At 62.2% G+C, this 15,095-nt stretch carries 8 protein-coding genes and 1 pseudogene; 4 read left to right on the top strand and 5 right to left on the bottom strand.

Features of this window, described 5'->3' with window-relative positions; all coding sequences use genetic code 11:
* The first annotated feature begins 118 nt into the window (after positions 1–118).
* A complete protein-coding gene (locus tag B5X69_RS19095) occupies positions 119–1,864 on the top strand; it encodes a molybdopterin-containing oxidoreductase family protein (RefSeq protein ID WP_176141693.1) in 1,746 nt (581 codons plus the stop codon).
* Between the two features lies 1 nt (position 1,865).
* Here the strand turns inward: B5X69_RS19095 and B5X69_RS19090 are convergent, their stop codons facing one another.
* A complete protein-coding gene (locus tag B5X69_RS19090; protein ID WP_176141692.1) occupies positions 1,866–3,095 on the bottom strand; it encodes an MFS transporter in 1,230 nt (409 codons plus the stop codon).
* 34 nt (positions 3,096–3,129) lie between these two features.
* Complete coding sequence (gene car / locus B5X69_RS19085; protein WP_079640132.1) at positions 3,130–6,564, bottom strand: carboxylic acid reductase; 3,435 nt, start codon at positions 6,562–6,564, stop codon at positions 3,130–3,132.
* Between the two features lie 401 nt (positions 6,565–6,965).
* Between car and B5X69_RS19075 the strand changes: the two genes are divergently transcribed.
* Together B5X69_RS19075 and B5X69_RS19070 are read left to right on the top strand one after the other, a co-directional pair.
* Positions 6,966–9,974, top strand: coding sequence for an amidohydrolase family protein (locus B5X69_RS19075; protein ID WP_245798807.1), 3,009 nt, complete (start codon positions 6,966–6,968; stop codon positions 9,972–9,974).
* Between the two features lie 196 nt (positions 9,975–10,170).
* The gene (locus B5X69_RS19070) at positions 10,171–11,217 is read left to right on the top strand and encodes an NAD(P)-dependent alcohol dehydrogenase (RefSeq protein ID WP_079640130.1); all 1,047 of its coding nucleotides are present in this window, start codon (positions 10,171–10,173) and stop codon (positions 11,215–11,217) included.
* 27 nt (positions 11,218–11,244) lie between these two features.
* Here the strand turns inward: B5X69_RS19070 and B5X69_RS19065 are convergent, their stop codons facing one another.
* From B5X69_RS19065 to B5X69_RS19055, 3 genes are read right to left on the bottom strand one after another with little or no spacing between them, the layout of a single operon-like run.
* Complete coding sequence (locus B5X69_RS19065) at positions 11,245–12,405, bottom strand: oxidoreductase (RefSeq protein ID WP_079640129.1); 1,161 nt, start codon at positions 12,403–12,405, stop codon at positions 11,245–11,247.
* Positions 12,406–12,410: 5 nt separating this feature from the next.
* Complete coding sequence (locus tag B5X69_RS19060) at positions 12,411–13,676, bottom strand: YeiH family protein (protein ID WP_245798806.1); 1,266 nt, start codon at positions 13,674–13,676, stop codon at positions 12,411–12,413.
* 23 nt (positions 13,677–13,699) lie between these two features.
* Positions 13,700–14,161, bottom strand: a complete 462-nt coding sequence (locus tag B5X69_RS19055; RefSeq protein ID WP_176141691.1) for a LysR substrate-binding domain-containing protein — start codon at positions 14,159–14,161, stop codon at positions 13,700–13,702.
* Positions 14,162–14,226: 65 nt separating this feature from the next.
* On the opposite strand from B5X69_RS19055, the pseudogene B5X69_RS19050 reads away from it, so the two are divergent.
* Positions 14,227–14,985 (top strand): annotated as a pseudogene (locus tag B5X69_RS19050) (IS5 family transposase).
* The last annotated feature ends 110 nt before the right edge of the window (positions 14,986–15,095 follow it).

Below are 15,095 nucleotides of genomic sequence, written 5' to 3'. Positions count from 1 at the left end.
CTCCGAGAACCTCCGCATGCACATAGCTCCTGGGATTACTGTCGGTCATAGGCCTCACTCTTACATAAGTGTGAGGAACTGTCCGGTCATTTTGGGGGCCGCTTCACTGGCAGACCGATTGAAGGCGATCATCGCGGATTCAGGTCCGCAAGCTATCGGTTTCTTCATGGGCGGGGGCGGATATTTCGACGGCCCACTCTATATTACGGGAGGTAGTGCGCCCGGGATACTCGGCACCCCGCAGGCCTATTCCGACGTGACGATCGACGCGATTCCCAAATCCGTTGCAAGCGAACTGGTCGCCGGTTCGGCCATGGCCCTGACCCAGCCGGATTTTGCGCGGTGCCGCCTGCTTCTCTACCTGGGCGCAAATCCCCTCATCTCCCACGGCCAGGCAACCACCCATTCAAACCCGACCCGGCTCCTGCGCGATGTTATGGCCCATAGCGAGGTCTGGGTAGTCGACCCCAGACGCACTGAAACCGCCACGAAGGCCACCCGCCACCTTGTCGCCCGGCCGGGTTCCGACTATGCGATCCTCGCTTATCTTATCAGGGAAATCCTGATCGAAGGCGCCGACACCGACTACATCGAACAGCACACGCAGGATGTCGGCAGACTGGCCGAAGCGGTAGCGCCCTTCGATCTCTCGAAAGCGATCCGCGAGACCGGACTGGGCGCGGAAGACCTGACCGGGTTGCTCGCCGCGGTCCGCCACACAGGGCGTATCGCAATCGACTGCGGAACCGGTGTTTCGATGTCATCGACCGGCGGAGTTGTCCATTGGCTGGCGCTCGCGCTCATGGCGATTACGGGGTCCCTCGACCGCGAAGGTGGGGTCTGGTTCAATCCCGGATTTCACACCCAGGCACGCAAGCTCGATATTCCCAGCGCGCCGCCCGAAGGTTTCAGGGGGCCGGGCCCGGCCAGTCGGCCCGAGCTGTCGGGCTGGGTCGGGGAATATCCCGTCGCTGCCATGGCAGACGAGATCGAAGCCGGGACCCTGCGGGCCCTGATCAACCTCAGCGGCGGACTGGTGGAATGCGTGCCGGACACAAAACGGACAATTGACGCGCTCGACAAGCTCGATGTTCTGGCTACGCTTGACGTCGTCGAAACGGCTACGACCCGCCTGTCGACCCACGTTCTCCCCGTCAAAGGCCAGTTCGAGCGAATGGACGCGTCGATGTGCGTCGACATGATCGCGCCTGCTGTCGCCATGAGTTTCACGGACGAAGTCGTCCCCGCCCCGCCCGGCGTAAGGTCGGGTTGGTGGGTGCTGGCGCAAATTGGAAAGCGGCTCGGTTATGACCTCGCCTTTGGTGTCGATCCCGATACCACCAGCGATGCGGACTACATGGCCCGGCTCATCGCCGATTGTCCGACCAGCCTCGCCGAGCTGAAGGAGAAAGGCTATGTCGTGGCTGAACCGGCAACCTTTGACTGGTTCCTCGATCGGGTCGCCGTGTTCGGTGGCTGGCGCCTCGCACCGCAACCGCTGGTCGACGAACTCGCGGCGCTGAAGGTGGACGAAAAGCCCCTGATGATGATTTCGCGCCGTCTTCACCCGCATTTCAATTCGCGAATCAATGGCTCGAAAGAGCCCGGCGGAATCATCATGAACGCCGACGACGCGGCCGATGCGGGCCTGTCCGATGGAGTCAGGGCCATCGTGCGAAGCCCCTATGGATCGCTCGAAGGGATCGTGCGGATTGACCACACTCTCACACGCGGAGTGATGAACGTCCCGCACGGTTTTGCCGATATCAACACCAACACGTTGACCAGCCACGAGCACGTCAACACGTTGACCGGCATGCCCACCTTTTCAGCCCTGCCGGTAACGGTAGTCCCGGCCTCATAAATCAGGTCGGGGAGGCGTCCCTCTCCTTGCCCAGAAAGAGGGTGAGCATCATGCTGACGGCCAGCATGGCAAGAAAGGTGGGGATCAGCGGCGGATAGCCGCCCGCCAGATCGCGCGCGTAGGATGCGACCATTGGCGAAACACCATAACCGACTGCGAACATGCCCATCAGCAGGCCAAAGATCGAAGCATAGGCGGCAAGACTGAAATACCGCCCGACCAGATAAGCGAGCGAATTGATCGTGCCCCCTGCCCCGATACCCAACAAGACAGCAATCAACACCCCTTCCATTTGATCTCCGACGAAAACCTGCGCCAGAACGCACGATGCGATCAGCGCGCCAATGGCGGCGGCAAAGACGAAGCGGGCGGGCCAGCGATCCTGCATGACCCCCGTCCCCAGCCGCCCGACGATCAGCGCCCAGCCCATGGCCGATGCAGCCCCGGCGGCGGCCAGCGGTGCCAATCCGCCTTCGTTGAGAATCGGATAGAGGTGGATCGATAGCGCCCCTTCGACGCCAGCAACCAGCAAGCACACTAGCGCCAGCTGCCAGAAATGGCGGCTGCGCAACGCTCGGCCCAGCGCCAGGGCATGTTCTGGCCGCGAGGAATGCGGCTGCTCCTGCAAGCGTGGGCTCGGCGTCACGGCCACGTCAACCCGCCCCCTGAACCAGGCCATTACGCAGGGGAGCAGGACCAGGCCGAAGAGTATCGCGAAGGCATAATAAACGCCGCGCCAGCCAAAATGATCGATCACCAGCAGGGCGAGCGGGGGAAAGATGGCAAAGGCAATGCCGCTTCCGCTCAGCGTGACCGCCAACGCCAGCCCCCTCGCCTTGTCGAACAGTTCCGTGATCGCCGTGGTCCAGAGCAACGGGCCCAGCAGGGCATTGAACACGGCGAACACGATCCACGAAGCGACCCACCACGCTTCGCTTCCCGGGTTCAGAGCGATCCCAGCCAGTGCGGGAATAGCGGTCAAGGTCCCCGCGATGGCGCTGCGTCGCACGCCGTAGCGGCCGATCCCATGGCCGATCACGGGCGCCAGCAGCAAGGTAAGAACCGCGCAGATCATGATGTTCGAAGTCACCAGCGTGCGCGACCATCCGAACTGTTCGCCCAGTGGGGCCATGACGACGCCGGTGACGCTGGAAACGCCCGCGACAAAGATCATGCCCACGCTCCCGCTGGCGACCGTTCGCCAGCCTTCGGCCCACTCGCGCGCCTTCACGCTTCGCATTCCTTCATCGAAGTTGGCCCCGAAATCACGCCAGCAGGCCTTCGGCTTTCAGGTCTTCGACATAGCGGGCGATAAGCTCCTGCCCCAGATGCGGCACCTTACCGTCGACCGTAATCCCGGCCTGTGCCGTCGCTTCGACAAAGCGCGGGCATGGCAGTGTTGAGCCATCAACCGCTGGCTGCTGGCGCGCCACCGCGTCGAGCAACGGAAGCATCGACGCCTGGCGGATATCGTCGGGCAAGGCACGCAACGCGGCTTCGAACCGTTCCAGCCAGGTAGCAAAAGGCGCGCGCGTCATCGAATAGCCCAGCTGCTCCAGCCACTCGACAAAGCTGTCGAGCGAGATGCCGTCATCGTGCGGATTGAGCACGTGGAACGTGTGGAACCCGCTGCGCCGGACGGCACCGATCGCCGCTATGTCGGCAGCGATGAAATCCACCGGCAATCCGTCGTAATGGGCCCTTCCCTCACCGGTATAGAAGGTGTCAGGGGCAAGGCGTGTCACTGCCAGGCTCAGAATCTGGCGCGTAAATATGTCAGGAACGTTCAGGTGGCCCGAATAGCCGGTTGGCGCCATGATCATGCCCGACCGGAACACGCAGACCGGAATGCCGAAACGGTCATGGGCTTCGCGCAGCAGGACCTCGGCGGCCCACTTGCTGGCACCATATCCGTCGGCATAGCCGCTCGACGCGCGCCATTCGGGGATGGCTTTGCGCACATCCTCGTCCTCGTTAGCGACCCGGCCATCGTGGAATGCTGCGGCGACGGTGGAGACATGAAGGATGCCCTTGGCGCGTTCTGTCAGCGCAAGTTCGATCAGCGCCGCCGTTCCGGCGACATTCGGCCTGAACAGCTGGGCATAGGGCAGCACGTGATTGACCAGAGCTGCAGGGTGGACGATCAGATCGACCACTTGGGCAAGGCGCGCCCAGTCTTCATCCGACAGGCCGAGGTGCGGCCTCGCCAGGTCACCCGCGAGCACTTCAAGTCGATCTTCTCCAAGCCGTTCTATATCGCGGGCCAGCGCATCGTCGCCGCCCTTGAAAGCCTGCATCAGCCGCTCCCGCGCCGAAGCATTGTCCGAACCGCGCGCGATGCAGATCAGCTTGCCCTTGTTGGCTTCCAGTCGTTTCAGCATTTCAAGGGTGAGAAACCGACCGAGAAAGCCGTTGGCCCCTGTCAGCAAGATGCATTCCGGCTCGCCATCTCGAACCGAAGCGATGGATGCTGCACGCGCCAGGACGGCGGAATCGATAAACTTTTCGAGCGTGAGATCGGCGGCACGGATCACCTTCGCATCCGGCCCATGGACGTCTTGCGCAGCGATCCCTTCGTTCTGGCCAGCAAGCTGGTGCTCGATATCCTCTGCCAGCTGAGTGAAGGATCCCGCCGGATGCATGATCATGCCGACATCGACGGGGAATCCATAAACATCCTCCAGCAGCAGGGCATAGGAAAGCCCGGCAAGCGAATCCCCGCCCAAGGCAGCGAACGAAGATTCCTCGGATATCTCGGAAAGCTCGAGCCCCAGGACCGAAGCAGCGGCACGGCGCACGGTCTCAGGCAGTGGCCGGTCGCGGCCATTGCGGCGCAGATCGTCCAGTTCGGCCGCCTGTTCATCCGCGTGTTCGGCATACATCGCCTCAAGCTGCTCGCCATACCGCGCCTTGAACGCGGGACGCAAATGCTTCGCTAGCGACGATTGCAGCCCGTTGGCGACAGAAAAGGGTTCGTATTCGACGATAATGTCGCGGGGAATCTCGTAGGAATTGACGCCTGCCTCCATTCCGATCCGCCGGAGGGCCGCCATCAGATGTTCCTTCACCCCGGCCTCGTCAAGCCCCTTGGGCAGCGCGTCGACATCCGGCACGATCACGCCCAGGAGGTAGGCTCGCGAGCTGTTGCCATAGAGATAGACCTGCGAAATCGCCGGATCGCCGCGGCTGTAAAGAGATTCCAGCGGCGCAATCGCGACGAATTCACCCTGCGCCAGCTTCATGACGTTGTTGCGGCGATCGAGATAAGCCAAGCGATCGGGCTCGATCTCGGCCATGATGTCGCCGGTGCGGTAAAAGCCCTCTTCGTCGAAGGCCGCCGCGGTCAGGTCCGGCCGACCGTAATAACCGGCAAAGAGGTTGTTCGACCGGATCAGCAGTTCTCCGCGCGGATGTGGCTTGTCGGTCGTGAAGTAACCGAGCTCGGGGACATCGATCAGCTTGTAGTCGATGATCGGCGGCCGCGTAACTTTCTGGTCCAGCGTGATGCTGCCTGACTCGGTCGAGCCATAACCATCGATGATCGGGCGGCCCAGCAGCCGCTCGATGAAGACACGCAGCTGCGGATCGACCGGAGCGGAGCCGACGACCGCGTCAGCCATCCGCCCGCCGAGCGCCGTCTCGCGGAATTCGACGAGTGCCTTTTCAACCTCCTCGTCCGAAGAAATATCCGGATACTGGGCATTGAAGCGTTGCTGGATCAGTTCGCAGATGCGCGGAACAAGCGCCATCGTCGTCGGGCGAACCTTGGCAATATCCTCCATCAGAGTGGTCAGGTCGCTGCGCCCGGTAAAGCAGGTGATCCCGCCGCTGGCGAAGGTCAGCCACAGATAGACCATGCCGTAGACGTGATTGAGCGGCTGGTAGTTTAGCACGATGGGGGAATGTTCCCGCGCCTGCATCCACGCGGCCTTGACCAGCCGCTGGCTGTGCATCGCACCTTTGGGCGTGCCTGTGCTGCCCGACGTGTAGTAAACGATGACCAGCGGATCTTCGCCGGCCCCGGGAATGTAAGGATTGGCTGGCGGCAGGGCCGCGCCCCGCGCCCGTACTTCGCTGAACGGAAGCAGAGCCACACCAGGCCGGGCCCGCGCAAGTCGCGCCCTCGCGTTTTCAACCAGTGACATTTCGGCTTGGTCGAGACCGTCAAAATCGAACACGATCACGCTGCGAGTCTTTGGACAGGCAAGCGCAAGCGTCACAGCGGTTTCGAGGTTTTCCAAGGTGGTCGCGATGCACGGCGGTTTCACTTCATTGACCATGCCGACTAGCTGCTCGTCCGACGCAGTTGTCTGCAGCGGGACAATCGGCAAGCCGCAAAGCCCGAGCGTTAGATTGAGCGTCGCGAAATCGACGTTTGCAAATGCCAGGATCGCCACTGGATCTCCCGGCTCCAGGCCAAAGGCATGATCGTGCGCGAAGGCCGCAGCCGTGTTGAGCACCCTGCGCTCAAGCTCGGCATAGTCGATTATCGTGAAATCATCGTCGAGCTCGCCGCCGTGCGATGCACGCCAGCCAAGCGCGGGTCGATCCCTATAGGCCTCGAATGCGCGCAGAGTCATTTGCGCCAGCGTGGCGTCAGGTTGGCGAACGAAGGCAGTATAGTCGGGGTCCGACTTGAGCTCTGGGTCCAGCGTCGCCAGACTATGTTCCGAACGCGTCGGGTCGATTATCGTCGCCATTCATGCCTCTCATTTTGCGGGCGCGCATGCGCCGTCCGCTTCTTTTTAGGTTCGCTGGGATTATTAGGCGGCAGCCGGAGGCTCGGCAACATATGCGCGCAACTATCCGAAATATGATGTCGGCATCTGCCGCACCACGATCGGGGCGGCTTTCAAGACCGCGATTAACCTCATCTGATGCCAAGCAGCGAGAAATATGTCATTGAACTTACGCGTGAATATCGAAGTCAGCCTGCGCATCTTCCGATCTGCCCCTGAATGCAGCTCAAACCGCGCCGCCACCTGGCGGCGCTTGTCACCGTGATCCCAGGCGATAGTCTCGCGCGCGGTACGGAGACAGCCCGATGCGCAGGCAAAGCAAAAGCCCGGCATGAAGGGCGCGCAGATTGGGAGCGGAAGCAATGATTGCATCCGGCACGCATAATGCGAAACGCAGGATTGCCCTCGCTCTGGTCGCGCTGCCATGTGCGATTGCCCTCCTCGCATGCCCCGTTGCCGCGTCGAGCAACGCCACTAACGAGATGCAGGAAACTGCTTCGGTCGAGGAAAGCGCCGTGTTCGAAGTGCGCAGCGGCACCTCCTATGCCGTCGCGGTTTCGCCAGATGGCAGCTCGCTGGCGATCGACCTTCAGGGTAGCCTGTGGATCGTCCCGGCCGGGGGTGGCCGAGCCAAAAGGATTACGGGCGTCTTCGAGGATGCGCATCTGCCATCATGGTCGCCCGATGGCTCGCGCCTCTCCTATTACGCCTTCCATGACGGGAGCTACAAGATCTGGACCGTGGCTGCCGATGGTAGCGATGCCCGCAATATAACCGAAGGGAATCTCGACGACCGCGAACCTTCCTGGTCGCCCGATGGCAAGACCATCGCCTTCGCCAGCGAGCGCGGCGGCGGGTACCATATCTGGACGCTGGACTTGATCAGCGGAGAGTTGACGCAAGTCACCCGCGGGGCGCGTGAAGATCGTGCCCCGGCATGGTCCGCCGATGGCGAAACGATCGTCTTTTCTGGCAAGGAGGGTGCGGTCAGCGCCATTCTCGCAATACCCGCCGGCGGCGGGGAAGCTCAGGTGCTGCGCACCGCCGCGCCCGGGACGACTTACGAGGGCCCGTCGCTCTCGCCCGCGGGTCAGCTCTACTACGTGGCGCACGACTCAAGCGGCAGTCGCCTTGAACGAAATGGCACGTCGGTTTCCGACATGGAGAGCGTCTTCCCCTTCCGCCCGAGCTGGTCGGACGACACAGCCTATTACGTGTCAGACGGAAAGATCCGGCGTCGCCATGACGGGCGGAGCGAAACCGTGGAATTCGCGGCACGGCTTGAGACGAACAGCCCGGCCTACGCCCGTGCCAAGCGAGATTTTACCTCGACTGCACCGCGCCGTGTATTGGGTATCCAGCACCCTGCCCTATCTCCCGACAGCACGAAGATCGCCTTCGTCGCCTTGGGTGACCTCTACACAGTCGACTCCAGCGGAGGCGAACCGACCCAATTGACCCATGGCCCGGCGCTTGAAGCCGATGCGGCCTGGTCCCCCGATGGCAAGACCATCGCCTTCACATCGGACAAAGGCGGAGGCCTGCCTCAACTGTGGTTGCACGATCTTGCGACCGGAGAAGATCGTCAGCTGACCGATATCGATACCCAGCCGCTTGAGGCGGCCTGGTCACCCGACGGCAAACGCATCGCCTTCCTCGATTACGACGGCTTCTTCGGCGTGGCAGGACTTGAAGTGGTGGACGTCGCCAGCGGAGCGGTGACCCGGCTCCAGCCATCGCTGCCGCAGCCGGGCAGCCCCAGCTGGTCGCCGGACGGACGCTATGTTGCGGTGGCGCTGGCACGACCCTACTCCGCCAGTGCGCGCGAAGGCAGCAACCAGATCTGGATGGTGCCCGCCGATGGGAGCGGTGCCCCATTCTGGCGCGAGGCGACGGACCGTTCGCTCGATACGCGGGGAGGCGGCGGACCGGCCTGGTCGCCTGACGGCACTAAGATGGCCGCGATCCAGGACGGTTTGCTCAAGGTCTGGCCGGTCGCTTCGGACGGCACGGCTCTTGGCGATCCGCAGACCTATTCAGACGAAATCTCGCATTACCCGACATGGAGCGGTGATTCCGCATCGATCCTCTATCAAAGCGCCGACCGGCTGAAGATCGTCTCGCTCGAAACGGGAGCCACGCGCGAGGTCCCGCTCGATTTCACCTACCGCCTCGACATTCCGACGACCAGAATCGTCCTCCATGTCGGCGGACTGGTCGATGCGATCCATGACGCCACACAGACGAACATGGACATCGTGATCGAGGGCAACCGGATCGCCGCGATCCGGCCGCATCATGCAGGGACCCACAACGGAGCCGACCGGGTCATCGACGCGCCAGGGCTGACGGCGATTCCGGGGCTGATCGATTATCATGCCCACCCGCAGAAGGATTTCGGCGCCAACGCCCATCTTGCCTGGCTGGCCTATGGCATCACCACCATCCGCGATCCCGGCAACCAGCCCTATGACGGTGTCGAGGATCGCGAGGCAAGCGAAGCAGGCGTCCGCATCGGCCCGCGGATCTACACCACCGGCCCGTTGCTCGAATGGAAGCGAACGTTCTACCGGATGGGTGTTGCCGTGTCTGGGCCGGAGCACCTCGAGCGCGAGATTTCCCGGGCGCGCGCGTTGAAATACGATCTGATCAAGAGCTATGTCCGCATGCCCGATCTGCAACAGCTCCGGCTGGTCGAGGCGGCACATGCCATGGGCGTCCCGCTGGCATCGCACGAGATCTATCCTGCGGCGCTGATCGGGGTCGACGCGACCGAACATTTGGGCGGAACCAGTCGCCGTGGCTTCTCACCAAAGCAGGGACCGTTGGGCCGCACCTATGATGATGCGATCGCCATCCTGGGCCATTCTGGCATGACAATCACCCCGACCATGTTCGGTGCGCTGAATATCTTCCTGGCTGAGCATCCCGAATACCGTGCCGACCCCCGCCTGTCGCTCTACCCCGACTGGGTCCGGGCCATCTATGCCAGCGACCGCCCCCTGCCCGCCTCGCTGCTGGCCATGCAAGCGGGGCAACGGGCCGCGATCAGGGCGGTGCATGAGGGTGGCGGGCGCATCGTGGCCGGCACCGACCTTGTCGTCGCACCGAACCTGATTGGCGAACTGACCGCTTATGTCGGCGCTGGGCTGACGCCGTTCGAGGCCTTGCAGACTGCAACCATCGAACCCGCGCGCGCACTCGGTCTGGAAGCCGGGAGCCTGCAGCCGGGTCAACTTGCCGATATCGTGCTGGTCGACGGGGATCCGCGTAAGGATATCGCCACCCTGTTCCGTGTGCGACAGGTCGTCGCCAATGGCCGCCCCGTCACCTTGGAGCAATTGCTTGCCATGGCAAAAGACAAGAATTGAGGGCATTCGGTCCGGGTAAAGGAACTGAAACCCCCCGCTAAGCGAACTTCACGGTAAGACGATGGATAAATCCGCATTTTGATTGTTTACCGAAACAGGCGGCCAGAGGGGGTGTGATCTCTACCTTGTCGTTGACACCTCGAACCCGGCTAACAAGATTGGTGCAAGATCAGGAATCCATTGGGAGTTGCCTCACATGACACAGACACGCGCATACGCTGCACTTTCAGCGGGGCAAACCGTAAAGCCGCACATGATCGACCGGAGGGAGCTTCGTCCCGACGACGTTGTCATGGATATCCTCTATTGCGGCATCTGCCACACAGACCTGCACATGGCCCGCAATGATTGGGGTCACACCATGTATCCCTTCGTTCCCGGACACGAGATCGTCGGTCGGGTGAGTGCGGTTGGCTCTGCTGTGACCAAACACCAGCCGGGCGACCTTGTCGCCGTGGGCTGCATGGTAGACAGCTGTCGAACCTGCGCACCGTGCCAGGCAGGCGAGGAACATTATTGCGCAAACCAGTTCACAGGAACTTATGGCGGTCTTGACCGACATGACGGCACACCGACCTATGGCGGTTATTCCGAACGAATCGTCGTGAGCGAAGACTTCGTGCTGCGTGTACCCGAAGGCCTCGATCCGGAACGCGCCGGTCCGCTGCTTTGCGCTGGCGTAACCGCATGGTCCGCCCTGCGACACGCCGACGTCGGCCCCGGTACGAAAGTGGCGGTTGCGGGCCTTGGCGGGATCGGTCACATGGCCGTGAAACTGGCTGCAGGGCTTGGCGCGGAGGTGACTGTAGTCACGACGTCTCCCGGCAAACGCGACGATGCGCTCGAGCTCGGGGCGTGTGACGTGCTGATTTCCAGTGACGCCGATGCCATGGGAGCAGCAATGGGCCGGTTCGATGTGGTGATCGACACCATCCCGGTGCAGCATGACCTGTCTCCCTATCTGATGCTCACCGGGCTCGATGGCAAAGTCATCGTCCTCGGCATGATCGACATGGTCCCCAGCTTCCATTCCGGCATTTTGCTGATGGGGCGCAGGGTGCTCACTGCTTCGGCAATCGGCAGCATTCGCGAAACGCAGGAAGTGCTCGACTTCTGCGCGGAAAAAGGAATCAATTCCGACTGCGAGACGATTTCCGTGTCGCAGATCAACGAAGCCTTCGAACGGATGGAGCGTTCGGACGTGAAGTACCGCTTCGTCATCGACATGGGCACCATGGCATAGACCCCGCCCAAAGCCGTTTTCACACCATCAGGGGTTGTGCTGCCGTGCCGCGCCCTTGATGGCCGAATCGTCCCATTCGCTCAGCGCCTGTTTGACGATTTCCCGGCGGAACGGCACCACCTCGCCATACCGCCCGTCTCGGACCTTGGTCACCCAGTCCGGATCGGACATCATGCTGCGGCCCACTGCAACAAGGTCGAACTGTCCTTCCGCGAACAAGGCCTCGAGCCTTTCGAAGCTTTCCTGCGTGCGGCCTTCGATCGCCTTGTCGGTATAGATCGTGTCCATGACATCAACGTTGAGACCGACCGAACCGACCGTGACCACCGGTGCGTCGGTCTGCGACTTGACCCATCCCGCAAAGGTCTTGCCCGATCCGGGGTCCGCAGGTTCGTAAAAGCGGCGCGTCGAGGCGTGAAACATGTCGGCACCCGCATCGCGCAGCACCTCCAGGAACGGAGCCAGCTCCTGCGGGGACGAAACAATCCGCGCCGCGTAGTCGACTTCCTTCCATTGCGAAAAGCGGACACTGATCAGGAAGTCTTCCCCCGCTGCTTGCCGGATCGCGCGCACGATTTCCGCCGGGAAGCGCGCGCGTGCGGCCAGCGTTGCTCCGCCGTATTCGTCGGCTCGCAGATTGGTTTCTGACCACAGGAACTGGTCGAGCAAGTATCCATGCGCGCAGTGCACTTCCACACCGTCCGCGCCAAACTCCCTGGCGAACATCGCGCTGCTGACAAAACCGTCGCGGATCTCTGCCAGTTCCACTATCGTCGCCGCACGACCATTGGGCTTGCCCGCGCAGATCAGCCCGCTGGGGCTGAGCGATGCCATATCCGGGCGCGGCCCTCCCGCATTCTCGACGCGGCAGGCACCGGTGTGGTTGAGCTGGACAAGGATGCGGCTACCTTCGCCATGCACGGCGTCGATGCATCTGGTCCACGATGCTGCCCGCGACTGGTCGATCATCAGCACGAAGCCGTCGTGCCCGGTTGATGTGGGGTGATCGATCGCCACCGATTCCGTGATGATCAGTCCGGCTCCACCGTGCGCACAGCGCCGGTAATACTCGATGAGGTGCGGCGTCAGCGCGTAATCGACCGCGAGCCCGCGCTGCATGGCCGGAAGCACAAACCGGTTGCGCAACACGGTCGAACCCACCGTGATTTCAGAGAAAAGCCCGCTCATGCCGTTTAGCTCATCTGCAGCAGGGTTAGCGCCAGCCCTACAGACAGGCTGGCGAGAGTGGCGGCAAGAACCGGCGCGACGCCACCGAATCCGATCTGCCCCAACATGTTAAGCCGCGTACGCATGGCCGTCGCCGTCACGGAAATCACCAGCAGCGCCTTCGACGCGGTCAGCGCGCCGGACCTCAAATCATCGGGCACCGGAAGCCAAGATCCCAGAACGGCGACGACGACGAAGGCGAGCAGAAACCCGGGCAGTGCATAGCGTGGCCCTTTATCCGACGAACCGTTGCGCCCTTTCAGCAGCAGACCGACCAGCAGCACCGCCGGGCCTAGCAGGGCCACCCGCGTAAGCTTGACGATGGTGGCATATCGCCCAGCCTCGTCCGAGAACGCATAGCCGCCGCCAATCGCCTGGGCGACATCGTGGATGGTGGCACCGATCAGAAATCCGGCCTCGCGGTCGCCCAGCCCCAGTTCGCGACCGATGACAGGATAGACCGACATGGCCACCGCACTGGCCAGCGAAATCCCTGCCAGCGTCACCGCGAAATGCGCGTCGCTCACCCGCTTGCGATCCATCGGTGCGAACAGCGCCACCGCTGCGCTGAGGCCGCAGATGGCCGTCGCGCAGCCGGCAAGCAGCCCCACTTCTAGTGGCCGTTTCAGCAGGCGAGATGTTAGGACGGCCGCCATTATCGAAGCCGCCATGATTGCGATCAGTTCGAAGAACGGCAGCGCTCCGAGCGCGAGAACCTGATCGACGGAGACCTGAAAGCCGAGCAGTACGATCGCCAGCTTGAGCGGCTGGCGGGCACTGAAATTCAGCCCCGGCTGCACCTTGCGATCATCCCCCAGGAAGTTGAGCGAGGCCCCGATCAGGAGACCGAGGAGGATGACGGGAAACTCGTAATGCTCCGCCAGCCAGGCCGCCGCTGCTGCTGCCGTCACACAAGCGGCAATGCCGGGAAAAAGAAGCGGGAAGAGTCTACGCTGCTCGCCGGTTTCGGACGACAGGCGAAACTCGCCGAAGAGATCCCCGGCATACATGTGGAGGTCCGCCTCGACCTTCGGGTCAGACTGGACGCGCAGAGCATTTTTCATTGGTTTACCTTGATCGACGAGAATTTCGACAGGCGAAGACGTCCCCCGCAATGCCGACACGAGGCTGGCAGCTAATTTCCCATCAGGTTCGGCATATCCTGACGCCTTGAGCTCCGGTCTCTCCTCGCACCAGCAAGAATTGCTGTCGCCGGGTTTGGCAATACTCACGCAATCGCCCGCCTTCCCCATTCCTACATTTCATGAAGCGCCTTTCGCAGGAGTTGGCCAAGTCGCCCGGCCCCGCGCGAAGTATGCGCATTGTCGATTACTGCGTAACCCACACTTCCAAGTTCAGGCAGCCCGCTGACCTGGCTGGAAGGTCGGTCCATCATAAACGTCGCCGTGCGCGGAGCGATGCCGATTCCCGCTTCGATGGCCGCGTGGAGCACCGAAGCTGACGTCGTCTCGATCACGATTTCGTAGGGTATGTTCGCACGCTCAAGCGCTGCTAGTCCCAGTTCTCGGAACATGCACGGGGCTTCAAGCAAGGCCAACGGCAGAACCTCCCGATTGACCAGGTCCTGATCGCCGTACCACGCAACCTGTTTGCGCGTGGCAACATCGGGATCGTCGGTGTCGGTGATGATGACGGCGAGGTCCAGCCTGTTCGACTGTACAAGTTCGCGCAACTCGTGCGAGCCGCAGATGCGCAAGCTAGGCTCAGGACCCATTGATTGGCGAGATGCGATGTGATTCAGGCTCCGGGAGGAGATTGATCATGAATGACCTGTATTGGCTGACGGACGAGCAAATGGCGCGCCTGTCGCCCTATTTCCCCAAGAGCCATGGCAAACCTCGGGTTGATGACCGGCGTGTGCTGAGCGGGATCATTTTCGTCAACCGCAACGGCCTGCGCTGGCGGGATGCGCCGAGGGAATATGGGCCACACAAGACATTGTATAACCGCTGGAAGCGGTGGGGCGAGATGGGCGTGTTTAGCCGGATGATGGAAGGTCTGTCCGCCCAGAGGGCCGAGCCCCAGACCGTCATGATCGATGCGACCTATCTCAAGGCCCACCGCACGGCTTCCAGCCTTGGGGTAAAAAAGGGGATCTCGGGCGCCTGATCGGACGGACCAAGGGCGGCATGAACACCAAGCTGCACGCCATCACCGATGCCAACGGACGTCCTCTGAGCTTCTTCATCACAGCTGGCCAGGTCAGCGACTACACCGGAGCGGCGGCTCTGCTCGACGACCTGCCAAAAGCAGAGTGGATGCTGGCCGACCGGGGCTATGACGCCGAGTGGTTCCGCGACGCGCTCGAGCAGAAGGGCATCAAGCCCTGCATTCCCGGCCGTAAATCCCGCTCGATGCCCGTCAAATACGACAAGCGCCGATACAAACGCCGCAACCGCATCGAGATCATGTTCGGCCGCCTCAAGGATTGGCGCCGTGTGGCAGCGCGGATACGACCGCTGCCCAACCGTCTTCTTCTCCGCACTCACTCTGGCCGCAACAGTGCTCTTCTGGCTGTGATCAACGAGTCCTGAGCCTAGTCACCTGAATCTGAAGTTCGGCTCATTGTTTTTTGGCAGAAGCGTTTGACGGAGGCGAGGATCTCGTCTGCGGATTTGACCCACTTGTAG

Source organism: Sphingopyxis flava, assembly GCF_900168005.1.
GTDB lineage: Bacteria > Pseudomonadota > Alphaproteobacteria > Sphingomonadales > Sphingomonadaceae > Sphingopyxis > Sphingopyxis flava.
This window is presented reverse-complemented; position numbering and strand designations above follow the sequence as displayed.